At 36.0% G+C, this 21,471-nt stretch carries 17 protein-coding genes and 1 tRNA gene; 17 read left to right on the top strand and 1 reads right to left on the bottom strand.

Features of this window, described 5'->3' with window-relative positions; genetic code table 11:
* Positions 1-110 precede the first annotated feature (110 nt).
* The 7 genes from topA (at position 111) to ACU8DI_RS00475 (ending at position 9,726) form a co-directional block, all read left to right on the top strand.
* Positions 111-2,615, top strand: a complete 2,505-nt coding sequence (topA, locus tag ACU8DI_RS00505; protein WP_447110776.1) for a type I DNA topoisomerase — start codon at positions 111-113, stop codon at positions 2,613-2,615.
* Positions 2,616-2,620: 5 nt separating this feature from the next.
* The gene (locus ACU8DI_RS00500; RefSeq protein WP_447110775.1) at positions 2,621-3,787 is read left to right on the top strand and encodes a formimidoylglutamase; all 1,167 of its coding nucleotides are present in this window, start codon (positions 2,621-2,623) and stop codon (positions 3,785-3,787) included.
* A 192-nt stretch (positions 3,788-3,979) separates the two neighbouring features.
* Complete coding sequence (gene porK, locus ACU8DI_RS00495; RefSeq protein ID WP_447111552.1) at positions 3,980-5,347, top strand: type IX secretion system lipoprotein PorK/GldK; 1,368 nt, start codon at positions 3,980-3,982, stop codon at positions 5,345-5,347.
* A 66-nt stretch (positions 5,348-5,413) separates the two neighbouring features.
* Positions 5,414-6,049 (top strand): type IX secretion system motor protein PorL/GldL, encoded by a 636-nt coding sequence (gene porL, locus ACU8DI_RS00490; RefSeq protein ID WP_447110774.1) that lies wholly within the window; start codon positions 5,414-5,416, stop codon positions 6,047-6,049.
* Positions 6,050-6,095: 46 nt separating this feature from the next.
* The gene (gene porM, locus ACU8DI_RS00485; protein ID WP_447110773.1) at positions 6,096-7,661 is read left to right on the top strand and encodes a type IX secretion system motor protein PorM/GldM; all 1,566 of its coding nucleotides are present in this window, start codon (positions 6,096-6,098) and stop codon (positions 7,659-7,661) included.
* 43 nt (positions 7,662-7,704) lie between these two features.
* On the top strand, positions 7,705-8,604 hold the full coding sequence (gene porN / locus ACU8DI_RS00480; protein WP_447110772.1) for a type IX secretion system ring protein PorN/GldN: 900 nt from the start codon (positions 7,705-7,707) through the stop codon (positions 8,602-8,604).
* Positions 8,605-8,679: 75 nt separating this feature from the next.
* On the top strand, positions 8,680-9,726 hold the full coding sequence (locus ACU8DI_RS00475; RefSeq protein WP_447110771.1) for an NAD(P)/FAD-dependent oxidoreductase: 1,047 nt from the start codon (positions 8,680-8,682) through the stop codon (positions 9,724-9,726).
* Here the strand turns inward: ACU8DI_RS00475 and ACU8DI_RS00470 are convergent.
* A complete protein-coding gene (locus ACU8DI_RS00470) occupies positions 9,723-10,109 on the bottom strand; it encodes a DUF983 domain-containing protein (protein WP_447111551.1) in 387 nt (128 codons plus the stop codon). The genes ACU8DI_RS00475 and ACU8DI_RS00470 overlap by 4 nt on opposite strands.
* 80 nt (positions 10,110-10,189) lie before the next feature.
* Here ACU8DI_RS00470 and ACU8DI_RS00465 point away from each other — a divergent pair, with 80 nt between their 5' ends.
* From ACU8DI_RS00465 to ACU8DI_RS00420, 10 genes are all read left to right on the top strand, one after another.
* Positions 10,190-12,097, top strand: a complete 1,908-nt coding sequence (locus ACU8DI_RS00465) for an ABC-F family ATP-binding cassette domain-containing protein (protein WP_447110770.1) — start codon at positions 10,190-10,192, stop codon at positions 12,095-12,097.
* Between the two features lie 124 nt (positions 12,098-12,221).
* The gene (locus ACU8DI_RS00460) at positions 12,222-13,361 is read left to right on the top strand and encodes an efflux RND transporter periplasmic adaptor subunit (RefSeq protein ID WP_447110769.1); all 1,140 of its coding nucleotides are present in this window, start codon (positions 12,222-12,224) and stop codon (positions 13,359-13,361) included.
* A gap of 1 nt (position 13,362) precedes the next feature.
* The gene (locus ACU8DI_RS00455; RefSeq protein ID WP_447110768.1) at positions 13,363-16,557 is read left to right on the top strand and encodes an efflux RND transporter permease subunit; all 3,195 of its coding nucleotides are present in this window, start codon (positions 13,363-13,365) and stop codon (positions 16,555-16,557) included.
* A complete protein-coding gene (locus ACU8DI_RS00450; protein ID WP_447110767.1) occupies positions 16,547-17,866 on the top strand; it encodes a TolC family protein in 1,320 nt (439 codons plus the stop codon). The genes ACU8DI_RS00455 and ACU8DI_RS00450 overlap by 11 nt, the downstream gene beginning before the upstream one ends.
* Positions 17,867-17,886: 20 nt before the next feature.
* Positions 17,887-18,069, top strand: a complete 183-nt coding sequence (locus ACU8DI_RS00445) for a CPXCG motif-containing cysteine-rich protein (protein ID WP_447110766.1) — start codon at positions 17,887-17,889, stop codon at positions 18,067-18,069.
* Between the two features lie 144 nt (positions 18,070-18,213).
* Entirely contained in the window at positions 18,214-19,125 is a 912-nt protein-coding gene (locus tag ACU8DI_RS00440; RefSeq protein ID WP_447110765.1) for a leucine-rich repeat domain-containing protein, read from the top strand.
* Between the two features lie 161 nt (positions 19,126-19,286).
* Positions 19,287-19,359: transfer RNA gene (locus tag ACU8DI_RS00435), tRNA-Met, on the top strand.
* 221 nt (positions 19,360-19,580) lie between these two features.
* Positions 19,581-19,754 (top strand): hypothetical protein, encoded by a 174-nt coding sequence (locus ACU8DI_RS00430; RefSeq protein ID WP_447110764.1) that lies wholly within the window; start codon positions 19,581-19,583, stop codon positions 19,752-19,754.
* Positions 19,755-19,885: 131 nt separating this feature from the next.
* Entirely contained in the window at positions 19,886-20,446 is a 561-nt protein-coding gene (locus ACU8DI_RS00425) for a hypothetical protein (RefSeq protein WP_447110763.1), read from the top strand.
* A gap of 212 nt (positions 20,447-20,658) precedes the next feature.
* Positions 20,659-21,393 carry a hypothetical protein gene (locus ACU8DI_RS00420; protein ID WP_447110762.1) on the top strand — a complete coding sequence of 245 codons (735 nt, stop codon included), beginning with the start codon at positions 20,659-20,661 and terminating at the stop codon, positions 21,391-21,393.
* Positions 21,394-21,471: the final 78 nt, after the last annotated feature.

Raw genomic sequence — 21,471 nt, 5'->3', positions numbered from 1 at the left:
AATAACTTAGATGAAAGTCATTGTTTTTAGGATAAAATACCATGGATTTGTATTTTAATTAGGAAGATAAATTTTTTTTGACATACATTTGTACCCTCAAAAAATCACATATGCCGAAGAATTTAGTCATTGTAGAGTCACCAGCTAAAGCCAAAACCATCGAGAAATTTCTTGGAAAGGATTTCAAAGTAGAATCCAGTTTTGGACATATAGCAGACTTGCCTTCTAAAGAATTGGGAGTTGATGTTGAAGGTGATTTTAAACCTAAGTATCAAGTTTCAAAAGACAAAAAGGACGTTGTCAAAAAGCTCAAGGAGCTAGCCAAGAAAGCCGAAATGGTTTGGTTAGCAAGTGATGAGGATCGAGAGGGTGAGGCCATTGCTTGGCATTTGGCGGAGACTTTAGGCTTAGATAAATCTAAGACCAAGCGTATTGTATTTCATGAAATCACGAAGACAGCCATTCAAAAAGCCATAGATAACCCAAGAGGTATCGATTATGATTTGGTAGATGCGCAACAAGCAAGACGTGTATTAGATAGGATTGTTGGTTATGAGTTATCTCCCGTATTATGGCGTAAAGTCAAAGGAGGCTTATCAGCTGGACGTGTACAATCGGTTTCTGTAAGACTCATTGTGGAACGCGAACGCGAAATTCAAGAGTTTACACCAACGGCGTCATTTAGAATAGATGCAGAGTTTTCTAATGAAGACGGCCAAACATTTAAGGCTAAACTTCCGAAGAACTTTAGCACAAAAGAAGAGGCTTACAAATTTTTAGAATCTAACGCTAGTGCAAATTTTAAAGTAGCTAATCTAGAGAAAAAGCCAGCTAAGAAATCGCCTGCAGCGCCATTTACAACATCTACTTTGCAACAAGAAGCCTCTCGTAAATTAGGGTTTTCGGTGAGTAGAACTATGAGTAACGCACAACGTTTATACGAAGCAGGTCTCATTACTTATATGAGAACCGATAGTGTGAATTTATCTGATGAAGCACGCAATGGAGCACAAGCAGAAATTGAAGCGGCTTATGGTGCTGATTTTAGCAAACCAAGAAATTACAAAGGAAAATCTAAAGGCGCACAAGAAGCTCACGAAGCCATTCGTCCAACAGATTTCAAAAGACATACAGTGAATATCGAACGTGATCAAGCACGTTTGTACGATTTAATTTGGAAACGTGCCATTGCTTCACAAATGAGTGATGCTAAGATGGAACGTACCAATGTAAAGATTGAAGCTTCAACACATAGCGAAACATTTACAGCTAATGGAGAGGTCATCACATTTGAAGGGTTTTTAAAGGTATATTTAGAAGGGACGGATGATGAGGACGTGGAACAAGAAGGTATGTTGCCAGCTATGAAAGTCAATGAAACTTTATTGAACAGTTACATTACGGCTACTGAGCGTTTTTCTCGTGCACCATATAGATATACAGAAGCGTCTTTAGTAAAACAGCTCGAGGAGTTGGGTATAGGTCGACCGTCTACATATGCGCCTACCATTTCAACGATTCAAAATAGGAATTATGTGGAAAAAGGATCGAATGAAGGCGTTGAGCGTGACTATTCGCAGTTAGTGTTGCAAGAAGGGAAATTAACAGAGAAAAAACTGACCGAGAAAGTTCATAGCGATAAAGGAAAATTAGTACCTACAGATATAGGGATGATTGTGACAGATTTTTTAGTCAATCACTTTGGAGGCATCTTAGATTATAATTTCACTGCCAAGGTGGAAGCTGATTTTGATGAAATTGCTGAAGGAAAAGAAGATTGGACTAAAATGATGAAGGACTTTTACAAAACCTTTCATCCAAAAGTTGAAGATGTTCAAGAAAATGCCGATCGTGAATCTGGTGAACGGGTACTCGGTACAGATCCGAAAACTGGAAAAAAGGTGAGTGTCCGTTTAGGAAAGTTCGGGCCTATGGTGCAAATAGGAACTGTGGATGATGATGAAAAACCACAATTTGCAAGTTTGTCACCAGACCAGCAGTTAACGACGATTACCTACGAAGAAGCCATGGAACTTTTTAAGCTTCCAAAGCAGTTGGGAACGTATGAGGGTGAATCAGTGGAAGTCAATAACGGCCGATTTGGACCTTATGTGAAGTTCGGAAAGAAATATGTATCCCTTCCAGCCGGAACTAATCCAGTAGATGTAGAGATGGATCAAGCCATCGAGCTTATTAAAGAAAAACAAAAAGCAGACGCACCTATATATATGTATCAGGATTTACCTGTTCAAAAAGGTAAAGGACGATTTGGTCCATTTATTAAATGGAACAACATGTTTATTAACGTCAATAAAAAATACGATTGGGATAATTTATCTGACAGTGATATCGTAGAATTGATTGAAGATAAAATCCAAAAGGAAAAAGATAAACTGATCCATCATTGGGAAGATGAAGGTATTCGAGTTGAAAAGGCTAGATGGGGAAGGCATAATATCATCAAAGGTAAAATAAAGGTAGAGCTACCTAAAACCGTTGATGTTTCAGAAATGACCTTGGAAGAAGCTAAGGCTCATATTGAAAAAAAGGCGCCTAAGAAAAAAGCAGCGACCAAAAAGAAAAGCACCAAAAAGAAAACGACGTCTAAAAAGTAACATCAATGAATTTTAATTTTTTGTCTCCTGTTCCTGATTCAGTATTAGCTCATAATGAACTATTGTCTGAGCAGGCCTTAGGGAAAAAAATTAAGATTCATTCGGCACAACATGGGATTCCAGATTTGGATGACGTAAAACTCGCCATCATTGGTGTAAAAGAAAACAGAAACGATGTCAATTATATGGGAGAAGATCTTAGCTTCGATACCATAAGAACATCCTTATATTCTTTGTTTCCTGGAAATTGGCATACGACTATAGCAGATTTGGGTGATATTCCAGCTGGAGCTACCATAGAAGATACGTATTACGCTTTAAGAACTATTATTGCGTTGCTCATAGAAAAAAAAGTCATTCCTATCATTATTGGAGGTAGCCAAGATTTAACCTATGCTAATTATCGCGCTTATGACACGATGGCTCCTATGGTCAATATAGTTAATGTTGATAGTAATTTTGATTTGGGCGATGCCTCGGTAGAAATGAAGAACAACAGCTTTCTTGGTAAAATCATTTTAGAGCAACCTTATAATCTATTTAATTACTCTGCTATAGGATATCAGACCTATTTCAATTCTCAAGAAGAAATAGACTTAATGGAAAAACTATATTTTGAAGCTTATCGATTAGGAGAAGTTACACATGCTATTAATATGGTGGAACCAGTAATGAGAGATGCGCATATTGTGACCATGGATTTAAAAGCGGTTAGGGCAGCTGAAGTCGGTGCGAAGCAGAAATTTTCACCAAATGGTTTTGATGGTAAGGAGATTTGCGCCATTGCTCGTTATGCTGGAATCAGTAATAAGGTGTCGTCATTTGGTATATATGAATTCAAGACCACTAAAGAACTGGATGCAACACCAATGCTTATCTCTCAAATCATTTGGTACTTTGTGGAAGGTGTAAACTGTCGTGTTAAAGACGACGATTTTAAAAATGAAAGTCAGTATCAAAAATTTAATGTGCTGATTGAGGATGATGAGCTGATATTCTATAAAAGTATTAAGACAGGACGTTGGTGGATTGAAATACCTTTTTTGCCAAATGTCAATAATAAATTAAAAAAGCATACGTTATTACCATGCACGCATGAAGATTATGTTGAGGCAAGCCATGGAAAGATACCAGAAAGGTGGTATAAAGCATATAAAAAGAACAGTTTTTAGTATATTTAGCATAAATTAGCTGGGTAGTTTTTAATCGATGAAATGTTAACTTTTTGGGATTAAGTGCAAAAAAGATTAAAAAAAAGTTGGTTTTTACAAAATATATAAATATGTTTACTGCCTTGAAAAAAACAAGGACACTATTTAACACATAATTACAACTAAATAATTTAACCTCGAGTTTCTATGAATATTAAGAAGTTTGCTTTATTAACAGCCGTTCTAGCCCTATTGGTTAGTAGTTGCAACTCTGGTGACAGAGGCCAGCTTGTAGGCGTTAAAGGAAAGAAATGGCATCCCGAAAAACCTTATGGTATGGTACTTGTTCCTGGAGGAGCATTTATTATGGGGAAGTCGGACGACGATTTAGCTGGAGTACAAGATGCTCCAACGCGAACCGTAACAGTACGAGCATTTTACATGGACGAAACAGAAATCACTAATAGTGAATATCGTCAATTTGTAGAGTGGGTGAGAGATTCAACTTTGAGAACAAAGCTAGCAATCCTTGCTGATGAAATCGGTGAAACTCCTGGAAATGGAGGTATTGGTGAATTTGCATTTAGTGATGCAGATCCTGATAATATGACCGTTTATGAGAAATACATGTATAATAACTATAGTGGTCTTGGCCCAACAGGTTATGAAGGTCGAAAATTAAACAAAGAAGTGGATTTGATTTTCGATACAGCCGATTATCCTGATGAATACTATGCCGAAGTCATGGACACGATGTACCTACCAATCGAAGAGTCTTACAACGGACAACGTACATGGGATGTGAAAAAATTCAAGTTCCAGTATAAGTATATGGACATCCAAAAAGCCGCTAAAAATAGAGATTTAAGACGTAAGGATGTGATCGTTACTGAAGAAGTAGAAGTGTATCCAGATACGACAGCTTGGATTAGAGATTTTTCTTACTCTTATAATGAGCCAATGCACAACGATTATTTCTGGCATGATGCTTATGGCGACTATCCAGTTGTAGGTGTGTCTTGGAAACAAGCGAAAGCATTTTGTCAATGGAGAACGCTATATCACAATTCTTACAGAAAGTCGAAAGGAAGACACTTTGTGAACTCTTACAGGTTACCTTCTGAAGCAGAATGGGAATATGCGGCTCGTGGTGGGCTACAAGGAGCCACTTACCCTTGGGGTGGGCCTTATGCTAAAAACGATAGAGGTTGCTTTATGGCGAACTTCAAACCATTACGCGGCGACTATGCGGCTGATCAAGCTTTATATACTGTTGAGGCAGATGCTTATGAGCCAAATGATTTCAACCTTTATAATATGGCAGGAAATGTGTCAGAGTGGGTTCAAGGATCTTACGACGCCGCATCTTATGAATATATGGCATCATTTAATCCAAGTGTGAATAATCCTGATAACACACGTAAAGTAGTACGTGGTGGATCATGGAAAGATGTCGCATACTTCTTGCAAGTAAGCTCTCGAGATTACGAATATGCCGATTCAGCAAGAAGTTACATCGGTTTCAGAACTGTTCAAGATTATATGGGAACAGAAGTGACCAAAAATGCAGCAACTAATTAATTAACTAAACTAAATATTATTAATCTACTTAAGTACAATACGACTTAAAACTAAAAAAACAAAATTATGGCACAGAAAGGAAACATCACAATCACAAACATGGTCTACGGACTTGGAGCAGCAATCGTAATTGTTGGAGCTTTATTTAAAATTCAGCACTGGCCATTCGGTTCTGAAATCTTAACTATTGGAATGATTGTAGAGGCCTTGGTATTTACATATTCAGCTTTTGAAAGACAACAGTCAGAATTAGACTGGTCGTTGGTTTATCCAGAATTAGCAGGAGGAACGACTACTGCTAAGAAAATGAAAAAAGAAGAGCCTAAAGATGCTGAAGGTTTATTATCTAAAAAATTAGACAACCTGTTAAAAGAGGCTAAGATTGACGGTGAGTTAATGGCAAGTCTTGGTAATAGCATCAAGAACTTTGAAGGTGCTGCTAAGGGAATCAGCCCTACAGTTGATGCTATGAATGCTCAAAAGAAATATAGCGAGGAAATGTCTTTAGCTGCAGCGCAAATGGAATCTTTAAATAGCTTATACAAAGTGCAAATGGAAAGCGCTAATCGTCAAGCTGCTATCAACGAAGAATCAGTTGCTAATGCAGAAAAACTTAAAGAACAAATGCAATCCTTAGCATCTAACTTATCATCATTGAATGGTGTATATGGAGGTATGTTATCTGCAATGAACAAAAACTAATTAGTTTTTTGAACTATAATTAATTAACTACTAAAAACTAATTAACATGGCAGGAGGAAAATTGTCTGCAAGACAGAAAATGATTAACTTAATGTACTTAGTCTTCATCGCAATGATGGCTATGAACATGTCAAAAGAAGTATTATCTGCTTTTGGTTTAATGGAGGCGAAATTCGCCGATTCCAATGAACTAACTGGAGAGAGAAACGAAGCGTTACTTGCTGATCTTGAGAAAAAGTCTGAGGAAAAACCAGAAGAATTCATGGTGCCAGCGGCGAAAGCAAAACAAGTAAGTGTTGCTTCTACAAATTTCTTTAATTACTTAGAAACTTTAAAAAATGATCTTCTAAGAGAAGGAGATTATAAGATTGACCCTGAAACTGGAAAGTTACCGTTCGAATCTATGGATAAAACCGATATTCTTGATGAAGCTTGGTTTACTGGAGATCGATTGACTAAAAAAGGTCAAGAGGTAATGAGTAAGATTGAAGAGTACAAAACGTCAATCCGAGATATCCTCGGTAAGGACGTGAAGGCCTCAAAAGTTCTTGCGAACTTCGAAAAGACTTTCAGTACTGAAAAGGTTGAAAATAAAGACGGGAAGAAAATTGATTGGTTAGATTACCATTTTCAAGGATTCCCAGCGATCGCATCTTACACGAAATTAACAGCATTTCAAAATGATGTTGAGGTAACGGAAGCGAACATTATTAACTACTATCTAGGTAACGTATTAACAGATGCGGTTTCTTTAGATAAGTATAAAGCTATTATCTTGGCAGATAAATCAGCATTCTTTGCTGGTGAGAAATTCCAAGGTCGTGTAGTGATTGGTAAATATGCGAAAGTACCACCAACAGGTTTAAGTATCGGTGGCGAAGCTATCGATTTAGATAAGGCTATTGATTCTACAGGTGCTGCGCGTTTAGATTTTAACGTAGGTGGTGTTGGAGAACATGAAATCGATGGAACCTTTACTTTTATGGAAGATGGTAAGCCTTTAGAAATTCCAATTAAAGGAAACTATGTGGTAGTACCGCGTCCAAACTCTGCAACGATTTCTGCAGATAAAATGAATGTAGTATATCGAGGCGTTAATAACCCAATGACTATCTCTTTTGCTGGTGTGCCAGATAATAAAGTGACAGCATCTGGAGCCGGATTAAAAAGAGCTTCTGGAATGGGTAAATATACCATGGTACCAACATCTGGTAGAGAGGTAACTATTAATGTAACTGCAACCTTAGATGATGGATCTAAAGTAAGTGATAAAGCTGTATTCCGTATCAAGGATATTCCTAAGCCAGCTGGTCGAATGGCTGGTCAAACAGGAACAGCGAAATTACCTAGAAACAACGTAGCTATTGGAACTGTAGAAGCTGTATTGGAAGATTTCGATTTTGATTTACCACTCACAGTGACTGGATTTAAAATCAAAGTGGAAGGAAAACCTTCAATCACTTGTTCAGGTAGCAAATTGAATGGTGCGGCCAAGTCGGCCTTACAAAGTGCAAAGCGTGGTTCGCAAGTACAGATATTTGATATCAAATCAAGAAGTTCTGGACCTGCAATCAAGCCAGCGTCACCATTAATTATAGAGTTGACTAACTAATCAACTGTATAGCTTAAAGTAACCCAAATTAAAAATTAAAAAGATGAATTATAAATTTTTATTATCAATCATTGCCACTGTGGGTTTGACATCAAGTGTATTAGCGCAAGCCAATATATTAAATGCCAAGACACCACAAGAGGTGGGTGTTAAAACAGAAGCACAATTAGCATTGGATAATGACGAGCCTTTAGAATACGGCTATGTTGATGATAGAGACATACTGTTTTCTAAAATGACTTGGGAAAAAGTAGTTTTAGATGAGCGTGTTAATTTTCCATTATACTTTCCAGTAGACACCAATAATATTGGTCAGGAAAGACGTTCGTTATATCACACGTTGATTAAAGCGGTAAAGGATGGAAGAATTGAAAACGTTTATAATGATTCATACTTTCATCAAAAAAGAACTTTAAAGGAACTTAAAGATATCACAACTAGAGTAGATACTTTAGATATTGGATACGATCAGTTAAATGCTGATGGCTATGTGTCACCAGAATACATTACAGTGACCAATATTGAAGCGTATCATATTAGTGCGTATTTAATCAAAGGCCTTTGGTACTTTGATAAGCGTCATGGTGAACTTAAGTATCGTATTCTTGGAATTGCGCCAGCAGCACCAGATGTGAACTTTTTAGATTCTGAAGATGAAACACAAAAACTTCCAAACGCATTATTTTGGGTATTTTATCCTGAAGCAAGAGAAGTGTTGCACGAAGGAAAAGCATTTAATAATAAGAACAGTGCTATGCCTATTACCTTCGATCACTTGTTAAATTCAAGACGATTTAACGGTTACATGTACAAGGAAGAAAATGTCTATGGTGATAGAGAAGTGAAGGAATATGTTGCAGACAATGCTTTGATGCAACTATTGGAATCTGACCGTATCAAAGACAAGATTCGTAACTTCGAACAGGATATGTGGTCTTACTAAGCAAATCTTATAAATACATAGAAAAACGCTCACTCTTTTTAGTGAGCGTTTTTTATTTGCTGTATTTTTACCTTTATGAATAAGGTAGATTACATTGTGGTAGGTTGCGGCTTGGCTGGTATCGCATTTTGTGAACAATTACGTATGGCGCGCAAATCATTCATTGTATTTGATAATCAATCACAGCAATCCTCTCGTGTGGCAGCAGGTTTATTCAATCCGGTGATTTTAAAACGATTTACCAAAGTGTGGAACGCGTCATCTCAATTATCCTTAATGCGACCGAAATACGACGCGTTGGAAGGACTTCTTAAAGAGAAATTCATCCATGATGTGCCCATCTATAGAAAGTTTGCATCCATACAAGAACAGAATGAATGGTTTGTTGCAGCTGATAAACCCATTCTAAGTGAATTCCTTTCCCTTAATTTAAAACAAAACAGTAACCCTTCAATCAAAGCGGAGTTTGGTTTTGGTGAGGTCTTAGAAACAGGGAGAGTTCATACGTCATTATTGGTGGCATCTTATAAGAAGTTTCTCAAGGAGACTCATCGTTTAGTTGAGTCCAGTTTTAATCATGATGAACTAAAAATAGCAGTGAATACTATTACTTATCAAAATATCGAGGCTGGGCAAATCGTCTTTGCAGAGGGATTTGGATTAGTTCAAAACCCCTTTTTTAAGTACTTACCTCTTAATGGAACGAAAGGGGAAATGCTCACTATAAAAGCGCCTACTTTACAGTTAGACGTTATTTTAAAATCTTCTGTTTTTGTCGTGCCGTTGGGATCAGATTTGTACTGGGTAGGTGCAACTTATGAAAGAGATGATAAAACCCATACGGTTACTGAAATGGCAAAAGAAGCGCTATTGAGTAAGTTGAAGGATATCATAAAATGTGATTTTGAGATCGTCGAACAGGTCGCTGGGATTCGACCTACAACCAAAGATCGCCGACCTCTAGTGGGTGTTCACTCTTCCTATAAAAACATGTCTGTATTGAATGGTTTAGGAACAAGAGGTGTGATGATATCTCCTTATGTCGCACAACAATTATTCAATCATATAGAACACGGAAGTCTTCTCGATCCTGAAATTGATATCAAAAGATTCAAAAATTAATCTTTATTAGCTAAGTGTTTGTCATAGCTCATAAACATGTTAATCCAAATATTTCTTGAGAGGCGCATAATGATTGGTCCAAATACTAATAGGGTTCCTATAATTGACATAAAGGCGACAAATAAAGAGGATTCTAGCATCAAAAAACTGATGATAAATGCTGCAACGGCAAAGGCGATTCCAACACCATAACTTACATACATCGACCCGTAGAAAAATGACGGTTCTAAACGATACCGTGTTCCACAATGAGAGCAATGCTCATTTATTTTTAAAACATCACGTAAAACATAAGGATTCTTCGTAGTGTACATAGACTCCTGGTGGCATTTAGGACAAGCTCCTGTGAAAATGCTATAAATTTTTGTGCCTTTTAACATGATATAAATTTGTTTACTTTTGCGCTTTGTATGAAATACAAATTTACGCTTTATTAAATAATCTTATGTAACCTAAGTAGCAAATGCTCAACATCCATAATCTATCCATATCATTTCAAGGTGAATATCTTTTTGAAGACATAACTTTCAAGTTAAGTCCGGGAGACCGTATCGGATTAATCGGTAAAAATGGTGCGGGAAAATCGACCTTGCTGAAAATTCTATCTAAAGAGATGGAACCAGATACTGGCCAGATTGCTGCGGATAAAAATCTGAGTATTGGTTTTTTAAAGCAAGACATTGATTTTGTTTACGGAAGGACGGTCTTGGAAGAGTCCTACGAAGCCTTTGAAGAAATCAAAGCTTTAGAAGAGAAAATGTCTTATGTGAATAACCAATTAGCTGAACGTACCGATTATGAAAGTGAAGGTTACAATCAGCTGATGATAGATCTGAACGATATCCAACATCAATATGAGATTATTGGAGGCTACAATTATCAAGGTGAAACAGAGAAAATACTACAAGGATTAGGTTTTAAAAGAGAAGATTTTGAAAAACTCACCGACACCTTTTCTGGTGGTTGGCGTATGCGAATTGAACTGGCAAAGTTACTCTTACAGAATAATGATATTTTACTGCTGGATGAGCCTACCAATCACTTAGACATCGAATCTATCATATGGCTAGAAGGGTTTTTGAAGAATTATACGGGAGCAGTAGTTATTGTGTCGCATGATAAGATGTTCCTCGATAATGTTACCAATCGAACCATAGAGATTTCCCTCGGAAGGATTTACGATTATCCCAAACCCTATTCTAAGTTTTTGGTGTTGAGAGAGGAAATTAAGACACAACAGTTAGCATCTCAGAAGAACCAGCAAAAACAAATTGAACAAACGGAAAAGCTCATCGAAAAATTTCGTGCAAAGGCCAGTAAGGCCACCATGGCACAATCACTTATCAAAAAGTTGGATCGCATGGAGCGCATAGAAGTAGACGAGGACGATAACAGTGTGATGACGCTCAACTTCCCTATTTCAATTACACCAGGTAAAGTAGTCGTTGAAGCGAATGATGTGTCTAAAAGTTACGGTGATAATCAGGTGCTTTCAAAAATTAGTTTGATGATTGAACGTGACAGTAAAACGGCTTTTGTTGGGCAAAACGGACAAGGGAAATCGACCTTGGCAAAAATTATTGTAGGTGAACTCAAATATCAAGGTGATTTAAAGTTAGGTCACAACGTTCAGATAGGTTACTTTGCTCAAAATCAAGCGGAATATCTCGATGGCAGTAAAACAGTTTTAGATACCATGATTGATGCGGCCAATGAAAGCAATAGAAGTAAAGTACGAGATATTCTTGGATCATTTTTATTTAGAGGAGATGAAGTTGAAAAATATGTAAGAGTATTGTCTGGAGGAGAGCGAAATAGATTGGCTTTAGCTAAATTAATGTTACAGCCTTTAAATGTCTTAGTGATGGATGAGCCTACGAATCACTTGGACATAAAATCTAAGAATGTACTCAAAGAGGCATTAAAAAAGTTTGAAGGCACGTTGATTTTAGTATCGCATGATAGAGATTTTCTGCAAGGGTTAGCGAATGTTGTTTATGAATTCAAGGATCAAAAAATCAAAGAGTATTTAGGTGATATTGATTTTTATTTGGAACAGCGGAATGTTGAAAATTTACGTGAGGTTGAAAAACGTACGGTTATCAAAGAAACTCCTAAGGAAAACAGTAAACAATCTTACGAAGCGCAAAAGAAACTTAAATCGCTCAATAATAAGCTCAGTAATATAGAGTCTAAAATTAGTCAACTAGAGAAAGCTATAAAATCGGATGACGTGGACTTAGCTACTAATTATGATAGCACAGTGGCTGATAAAACATTCTTCGATAAATACAAGGCAAAGAAAGAAACCTTAGCCAAGCTCATGCAAGATTGGGAGACCATTCAATACCAATTAGAAGAGCTCACCTAAGTGCGCTCTACGTTTTAAGTTTTTTTTAACTTCTGCCGATGAGCAATTGAATATTTTTGTAATTCATGTGATTTTAATCTTAAATCAAGATTAAAATCAGAATATAACCATCAAAATTCAGCTAATGAGGAAGTTCCTATTATTTGCAATTGGCGTGCTAATTATCACAGCAGCCTCAATAGGCGCCTATATTATTATAAAGAATAATAATAAGCCCAAACCAAAAATTGAGAAGGTCATCAAGACCGTGTTCGCTCAGACAGTGCAAAATTCTACAGTACCTATAACAATTCCTGCCAATGGGAATTTGGTAGCTAAGAACCGATTGGAACTGTTTTCAGAAGTTCAGGGAATTTTTCAAGGAAGCTCACAAACTTTTAAAGCTGGACAATCTTACACTAAAGGACAAGCTCTTATACGAATCAATTCTAGTGAATATTACGCGTCTGTCCAATCGGCTAAGAGTGAACTTTATAATCTCATTACGTCATTGATGCCAGATTTAAGATTGGATTATCCGGAAGCTTATCCAGCATGGGAGACCTATCTGAACAATTTTGATATGAGTCAGAGTGTGAAACCTTTGCCAAATCCCTACAACGACAAAGTGAATTATTTTGTTACTGGTCGTGGTGTGCAAACAGCATATTACAACGTTAAAAATTTAGAGCAAAGATTGGCAAAATATAGTATTTATGCGCCATTCGACGGTGTGCTTACAGAGGCTTTGGTCAACAAAGGCACCTTGGTAAGACAAGGTCAAAAATTAGGGGAGTTTATTGATACCTCCGTGTATGAACTCGAACTTTCTATTGGTAAGGCCTTTAGTGATTTGTTAGAGATTGGTGAACAAGTAACGCTTAATACGCTGAATAAACAAACAAATTATACAGGAACTGTCGCTAGAATCAATGGAAGAATTGACCAATCTACTCAGACAGTATCTGTTTTTGTGGAAGTGAAAGGAGCCGATCTAAAAGAAGGATTGTACTTAGAAGCACAGTTAGACGCTAAAGACATTCCAAACGCGGTTAAAATATCGAGAAAACTATTAGTAGATCAGTCTGAAATCTTCATTATTAGAGATAGTATTTTGGACATCATTGAAGTGGAGCCCGTTTATTTTTCTCCTAAGGAAGTGGTTGTTAAAGGTATTCCTGATAATACCCTTATTCTGTCTAAATCAGTTCCGGGTGCTTATGCAGGCATGTTGGTAAAAGTAAATGAAGAGAAGACGGCTTTAGAAGACCAAACTGAAAACTAGGATGAGAAAGGTCATAAGTTATTTTATTAAATACGAAGTCGCCGTAAATGTCTTAATTATCGCATTTCTTATTTTTGGCGTGCTTGGTATGATGCGCTTGAAATCATCATTTTTCCCATTGCAAGAATCAGAGACGATTTCCATTAACATTGCGTATCCGGGAGCGGCACCTCAAGAAATTGAAGAAGGTGTTGTTTTGAAGATTGAGGATAACCTCAAAGGTCTCATTGGTGTCGATCGCGTCACTTCAACGTCTCGTGAAAATGGTGGAAGTATAACTGTAGAAATCGAAAGTGACGAGGATATTGATGACATGCTTGCTGAAGTGAAAAATGCCGTAGATCGTGTGCCTAATTTCCCAACAGGTTTGGAACCATTGGTGGTTGCCAAACAAGAACGAATACGGCAAACCATCGATTTTGCGATTAGCGGAAGTGACATAGAACTTACGGCACTCAAACAAATTGGGCGTCAAATTGAAAATGATCTTCGAGCTATGGAGGGCATTTCGCAAATTAATATTTCTGGTTATCCTGAGGAAGAAATCGAAATTGCGGTACGTGAAAATGATCTCTTAGCATACAACTTAACGTTTACTGAAGTAGCTAACGCCATATCGCAAGCCAATATCTTAACCACAGGTGGTAATATTAAAACGGAGGCTGAAGATTATCTGATAAGGGCTAATAATAGATCATATTATGGTAACGAGCTCAATAATCTCGTGGTTAGAGCTCGAGAGGATGGAACTGTGGTAAGACTGCAGGATGTGGCAAGCGTTAGGGATCGATTTTCAGAAACGCCAAACGCCTCGTACTTTAATGGTAATGTAGCGGTGAATGTTGAAATTACCAATACAAACAGTGAAGACCTTATCTCAACGGCCGAAAAGGTAAATGCCTATATTGACGAGTTTAATCAAAAGTATACGGGTGTCCATATAGATGTGGTAAGTGATTCTTCCATTCGTTTGAATCAGCGAACGCAATTGCTCTTAGAAAATGGCGCGATGGGAATTTTGCTGGTACTTTTCTTTTTGTCCCTATTTCTAAATACAAGATTGGCTTTCTGGGTAGCTTTTGGTTTGCCTGTAGCCTTTTTAGGAATGTTCATTTTTGCGGCACAGTTTGATGTGACCATCAACGTACTGTCGCTCTTCGGAATGATTATCGTTATTGGTATTTTAGTAGATGATGGTATCGTTATCTCGGAGAACATCTATCAGCATTATGAAAGTGGCAAGCCAAGAATACAAGCTGCTATCGATGGTACTATGGAAGTGCTGCCTGCAGTGCTATCCGCTATTATCACCACGGTTTTAGCCTTCTCTACATTTCTGTTTTTAGAAGGTAGAATAGGTGATTTCTTCAGTGAGGTTTCCGTAATCGTTATACTCACCTTGGTCGTATCACTCGTGGAAGCCTTAATTATTTTACCTGCGCATATTGCACATTCAAAAGCATTGGTCAAATTAACTCAAGAGGAAAAAGATGAAAAAAAGGGAATTGCGAAATTATTTCTCAAGCTCCGAAAATTTAATGAGTATGGTGATCGGTTTATGGTATACTGTCGCGACAATATCTATAGTCCCATACTTCGATTCGCGCTCAATCAACGTTTTATAACATTTGCAATATTATTAGCATTGATGATTCTCACCATTGGTGCAAATCAAGGAGGTATTATAAAAACGTCATTTTTTCCGAGTATAGCGAGTGACCGTGTGAGTATCGACTTACTAATGCCTGAGGGAACAAACCCGAAGATTACGGATTCCATCATCACGTTGGTAGAATCAGCAGCATGGCGTGTGAATGAAGATTATACGAAGAGACAATCGGGAAATAAGCAAGTGGTTGAAAATATTATTAAGCGTGTCGGACCAGGTAACAACAAGGCCAGTTTGAGTGTGAATTTGTTGCCAGGTGAAGAACGTGATTTTGCCTCTCCAGATATTACGAATTCTATTCGTGAAGAAGTGGGTGAGGTTTACGGTGTTGAACGCTTAACTTTTGGATCTGGTGGTAATTTCGGAGGAACTCCCATTTCAATTTCCTTATTAGGAAATAACACAGAAGAATTGAAAAAAGCAAAAGCTGAAGTAAGAAGTGTTCTGGAAAATAATGCGCTTTTGGCTGATATTTCAGATACAGACCCTGAAGGCATCAAGGAAATCAATATTGAATTGAATGAAACAGCTTATGCACTCGGATTAAATCTTCGAGAGGTCATGAGCCAAGTAAGGGCTGGTTTTTTTGGATTGCAGGCTCAAAGATTTCAACGTGGTCAAGACGAAATCCGTGTATGGGTTCGCTATGATAAATCCAATCGAGCATCTATCAATGATTTGGATGATATGCGAATTGTTACACCAACTGGGCAACGTGTGCCTTTCGGTGAGATTGCATCCTATTCCATAAAGCGAGGCGATGAGAGTATCAGTCATTTAAATGGCCAAAGAGAAATACAAGTAAATGCTGATTTGAAAGATCCCAATGGCAGTGCTGTTGAAATTTTGAATGATCTAAAAACGAATATCATGCCTGAAGTCCTTTCAAAGTATCCTACCGTTGGTGTGTCTTATGAAGGGCAAAATCGTGAAAAAGATAAATTGGCAAATTCTGCAAATGGTGTGATTCCTGTCGTGATTGTTTTAATTTATGTGGTGATCGCATTTACCTTCCGAAGTTACAGTCAGCCACTCTTATTAATATGCTTAATTCCTTTTAGTTTTATAGCAGTTGCTTGGGGACATTGGTACCATGACTTTCCAATAAATATACTTTCAGCACTCGGGATTATTGCACTTATTGGAATTATGGTAAATGACGGATTGGTGCTCATTGGTAAATTTAATTCTTATTTGAAATCAGGAATGCCTTTTGATACGGCGTTGTATGAAGCTGGACGTGCAAGATTTAGAGCTATTTTCTTAACATCGTTAACCACTATTGCGGGAATTGCACCATTGCTTGTTGAGAAAAGTAGACAGGCACAGTTTTTAAAACCTATGGCTATTTCTATTGCTTATGGTATTGGCATTGCAACGCTATTAACCCTGGTTATTTTACCAGTGCTGTTATCTGCCACTAATAGTTTTAAAACGGGAACCAAATGGTTAGCTACAGGAAATAAAATAAATAAGGAAGATGTAGAACGGGCTATAAAAGAACAAAAAGTAGACGATGAACATTAAAAAAATTCTCATAGGTAGTTTGGCTTTTTTAGGGATTCAAGGGTTTTCTCAGCAGCTATTAACCACTGAAGAAGCAATGACATTAGCTTTAGAGCATAACTACGGAATTAAAATCGCGAAAAACACGGTAGAAGTCGCTAAAAATAACACGGATATATTAAATACGGGCTATTTGCCAACACTTACAGGCAATGCAGGTGCAACTATCGATAAGCAAAATACTGAAGGTGAATTGGCCAATGGTGAAACGAGAGTGGCTGAAGGCGCCGAAACCCGACGCTATAATGCTTCGATTAATCTCAATTACACCTTATTTGATGGTTTGGGTCGTAGGTATAATTACAAACGCTTAAAAGAACAGCATCAATTATCAGAATTGGAAGCTCGAGAGACCATCGAGACCACGCTTATACAGTTATATTCTGTCTATTACACGGTCGCACAACTTTCAGAAAACACCAATGCACTTGAACAAACCCTTGTCATTTCAAAAAATCGTCTGACACGCGCTGGATATCAGTTTGATTATGGGCAAAACACGAAGTTAGAAGTGTTAAATGCAGAAGTTGATATTAATAATGACAGTATCAACCTCATCAATATTAAACAGCAATTAAGAAATACAAAACGTGATTTGAATTTTGTTTTAGGCAATCAACTCACTGAGACATTTGACGTCAATACGGATTTGAGTTTTTTACTAGCTTTAAATAGAGAAGAGTTATTGGCGAAAACAAAAGCTAATAATGTGTCCTTGCTACAAGCTGAAAAAAACATCACGATTAGTGAGTTTGATATTAAGACGAATAAAGCTCAGTTTTTACCAACAGTTGGCTTGATTGGGTCTTATGGCTGGAATGAATCATCAAATAACAGTCCGTTAGCGTTTACCCTTCAAAATACGTCCTCTGGAGTTTCTGCAGGTTTGAATTTAACATGGAATTTATTTGATGGTGGAGGTACAATCACTCGTGTTCAGAATTCAAAGATTATTTTAGAGAACCAAAAACTTTTGAAAGAACAATTACAGATTGATATCGAGCGAAATTTTAATAATGCGTGGGATGATTATCAGAATAAACTCGTCATTTTTGAAGTCCAAGAAGATAATATCCGAACAGCTCAAAATAATTTTGAGCGTACAGAAGAAAAGTTCAAGCTAGGTCAAGTGACCTCCATTGAATTCAGACAAGCACAGCTTAATTTATTAAACGCAGAACTCAGTAGGAATCAGGCCAAGTATGATGCTAAATTAGCAGAGCTAACGGTATTGCAACTAAGCGGTGAACTACTTAATGTTGACTTCTAAAATTCATAATGAAATAGACGATGGAAGAGTATTTTTTTCAATGTCCTTATTGCTGGGAAACCATTTCCATGTTAATCGACACCTCACAATCGCAACAGCGGTATATTGAGGATTGTGAAGTCTGCTGCAACCCCATCCAACTTCATATTGGGATAGAAAACCAAGAGATTATAAGATTTGAGGCTCAAAACATTGAACAATAGTATTTTATGTAAAATACTGATAAACAGTTATTTAGATAATTATTCGATGAACAGCAATGCATTTCGTCGAAAAAAATTGTCATATTAACGATATTCAATTACATTCGTGATAGTAATTTGTCCCCTCACCAAATCTATCACATTATGAAAACCGCTAAACTCACATTATTGTTGTGCTTGACTACCTTATTGTCCTTCGGTAGTGTTTCCACAAAAGAAAAACAAGCTTTAGAAGACTTATATCACGCGACCAATGGCGAACTTTGGAGAACAACGTGGAATCTTAACACGCCTGTTAACGAATGGCATGGTGTTGTTGTAAAAGATGATAAGGTCATAGAATTGAACTTAGAATTCAATAATCTAAAGGGTGAACTTCCAGAATCAATTGGAGATTTGATTCACCTCAGACATATCAACTTATTTAGAAATCAAATTACGGGAGCAATTCCATCAACGATAAAGCAGTTGAAATCATTGGTTACTCTAAATATGGCATTTAACATGCTGAATAAAGAGTTACCTTCTGAAATTGGAGAATTATCCTCATTAAGGAAACTGCAACTGTTTATGAATAGTATCGAGGGAGAAATTCCTGCTGCTATTGGACAACTTACTCATTTAAGTCATCTCGAATTATACAGTAACCAGTTGTCTGGTGAATTACCGCAAACCATTGGTGAATTGAAAAACTTAAAACAACTTTTATTGAGTAGTAATAGGCTCTCGGGTACATTGCCTTCCGAGCTTGCAAATGCTCAAAATCTTGAAGTTATCAGTGTTTTTGACAACAATTTTTTCGGGATGTTACCAAATACCATTTGCGGCCTAAATAACTTAGAAGAATTGATCATTTCTAACAATGCGTTTTACGGAAACTTACCAACAGATTTAGCGAGTTTAACAAACTTGAAAGTCTTATTAATTGGGAACAATAATTTTGAAGGAGAATTAGCAGCGATCAAAAAAAACATGCCAAATCTCAAACAATTTGACTTTGTTGATGTTAACAATCAAGGCACAATTGTCACCTTAGATGCTGAGGATGAGAATTAATATACATGGAGTTTTAAATTAGAGAAATGACTCTCAGCAATTATTTGTTGGGAGTTATTTTTTTAAATCAAAAAAAGCTGTTATATTTGCAGTCCTAAAATGATGGAGTTGGTTTAATGAGCCAAAAGTTAAAAGCTAAGTTTCTCATTTTTTGATTACATCGCGGGATAGAGCAGTAGGTAGCTCGTCGGGCTCATAACCCGAAGGTCACTGGTTCGAGTCCAGTTCCCGCTACTAAGAAGCTCCTTGAGAAATCAAGGAGCTTTTCTTTTGGAATTAACCGAAGTTGACTTCAAAGTTGATTCCAAAATAAAAGTTCTTATACGAAGTAATTGAGCTTCTTTGGGCTGTCTCTTTTGTTCTGGTCCAACGAGCAAAGCGAGTTAATCCAGTTCCCGCTACTAAGGCGAAAGTCACTAAAATCAACGGATTGTGTTTTCACAATCCATTTTTTTATGCAAAACATTTGTGAAATGATTACCTTCGAGGTTCAAAATGAACTGATAGAATCAACGAATGTTTTTTTAAATTATGGTAAAAATGCTTGTGCAAAATCAAATTGTTGGGGGACATCAATTACTATTGGAAGCGAAGGAGATATACAACTCATTACGCCACTTTATTATTGAAAAATAAAAGGGGTGCAAGTTTTTATTTTTCTAAAAACGGTTCTGGTCCAAATGATTCTTGCAATTAAAATGTTAAGGAAGTTTAACACCAATTAGGACTGGAAGATCTATTGATATAAAAAAGAAATAAAATGAACAAAATTAAAACTGGGATATTTTTTACAATATCTATCTTCTTTACAACTATGGCTATTGCGCAAGTCGAGCCTTTATATAATTATGACGATTTAGAACTTGATGATGAATTTCCTGGCTATTTTGTATATAAAATAAAAGGGCAAAAATATTATAGGTATGATAATAAAATTATAAAAAATGAAGAGGCTATTATTTATAATGATGTAATCATAAGAGATAAAGATACTATTTATAGTGTCAAAACTGATGACATAATTTATTACTCAATCTACAAAAAAAGATATTTATTTGTTTCCTATTATCCAAAAGAACAGAAAGGTTCTTCTTTAGGTTTTTCAATAAGACGATTAGAAAAGGTTGATGTAATTGATTTAAAAAATCCTTTGAAAAAATGGCATTTTAATTTTAGAGAAATTAGAGGTCCATTGAGTTTAGGTGGTATTTCCAAGTTTAAACCAAATACTGGTGAGATTATATTTAATTATAAATTTTCTATTGATACAAATAATAAATCAAAATCAATACCTACTCATAATTATCGTGGTAGATATTAATGATAGTCTTTTAAAAAAGGTCATAGGTTAGAGCATGATTATAAATAATTGAAAATCCACACATCGATAATGATGTAGTGCTACGTCCAAAGCACTTTTAAACTAACCAAAAAATTTGTAATGGATTTGAACCAACTATATTTTATTTGACAAATCCTAGAATAAGAGCTAAAAAAAGGATAGAAAAGAATACCTGACAAAAACTGGCAAATATGCTGAAAAAAATTAATCTTCGTATAGTTCTTATCTTGTTAATTACTTTATTAATATTTGTTTTATCAATAAATGATTTTTTTTGGAAAGTCTTAGATTTTAACTATAAAAATTTTAAAGCAGAAAAGGTAGATAAACAAAAATTGGCTCAATATTATGATGTGTTTAGAATGACGTATTATTTTCAAAATAACACAGAAAAGGAATTCTTGGAGTTTGTTAAATTAAAGGATGAAAAATTTTTTGAGTCCCTATCGAGGAATGAAATAAAACTTTATTTAGTGCCTGAAATTAGACGAACTGTTGATCTTGAGGGTGTTTACTATATTTCTAATAAAGTTGATAAAGAATTATATTTATATGATTTTTCTAAATATCAATTTAATATGTTGTACGGAATAAAAGATGGACTTATTTTTCCGTTAAAAAAGATTAGTAGGTTAGAGGTTTTATCAAAAATTATAGATTGTGATCCTAAAAGAATAAAGTTAGATCTTTTTAGTTTAGAATCGAATTTAAATGCAGATTTAAAAAAACCTGATTATTATTTTATTAAATTCGAAAAAGGGCAATTTCAATTTACAGAAGGCTTAGATGAAGAATATGTTAAAGTATTATCTGCCGATGAAGATATTTTAAATTATTCGAATGATTATGACACTGTATTTCTTCAAATAAACTTTGAAGAATCAAGTAAATATTATTGTGATGAAAGCGTTGATTCTTTAAATTAATTAATATGGTAGCTCAAAATACTAGACTGTTAAACCTATAATATTTATATTATAATTTTAAGAATTCAATTCAATTCA

The sequence above is a fragment of the Psychroserpens sp. BH13MA-6 genome, assembly GCF_052983595.1.
The sequence above is the reverse complement of the archived record's forward strand: the minus strand, read 5'-3'. Positions and strand labels throughout refer to the sequence as shown.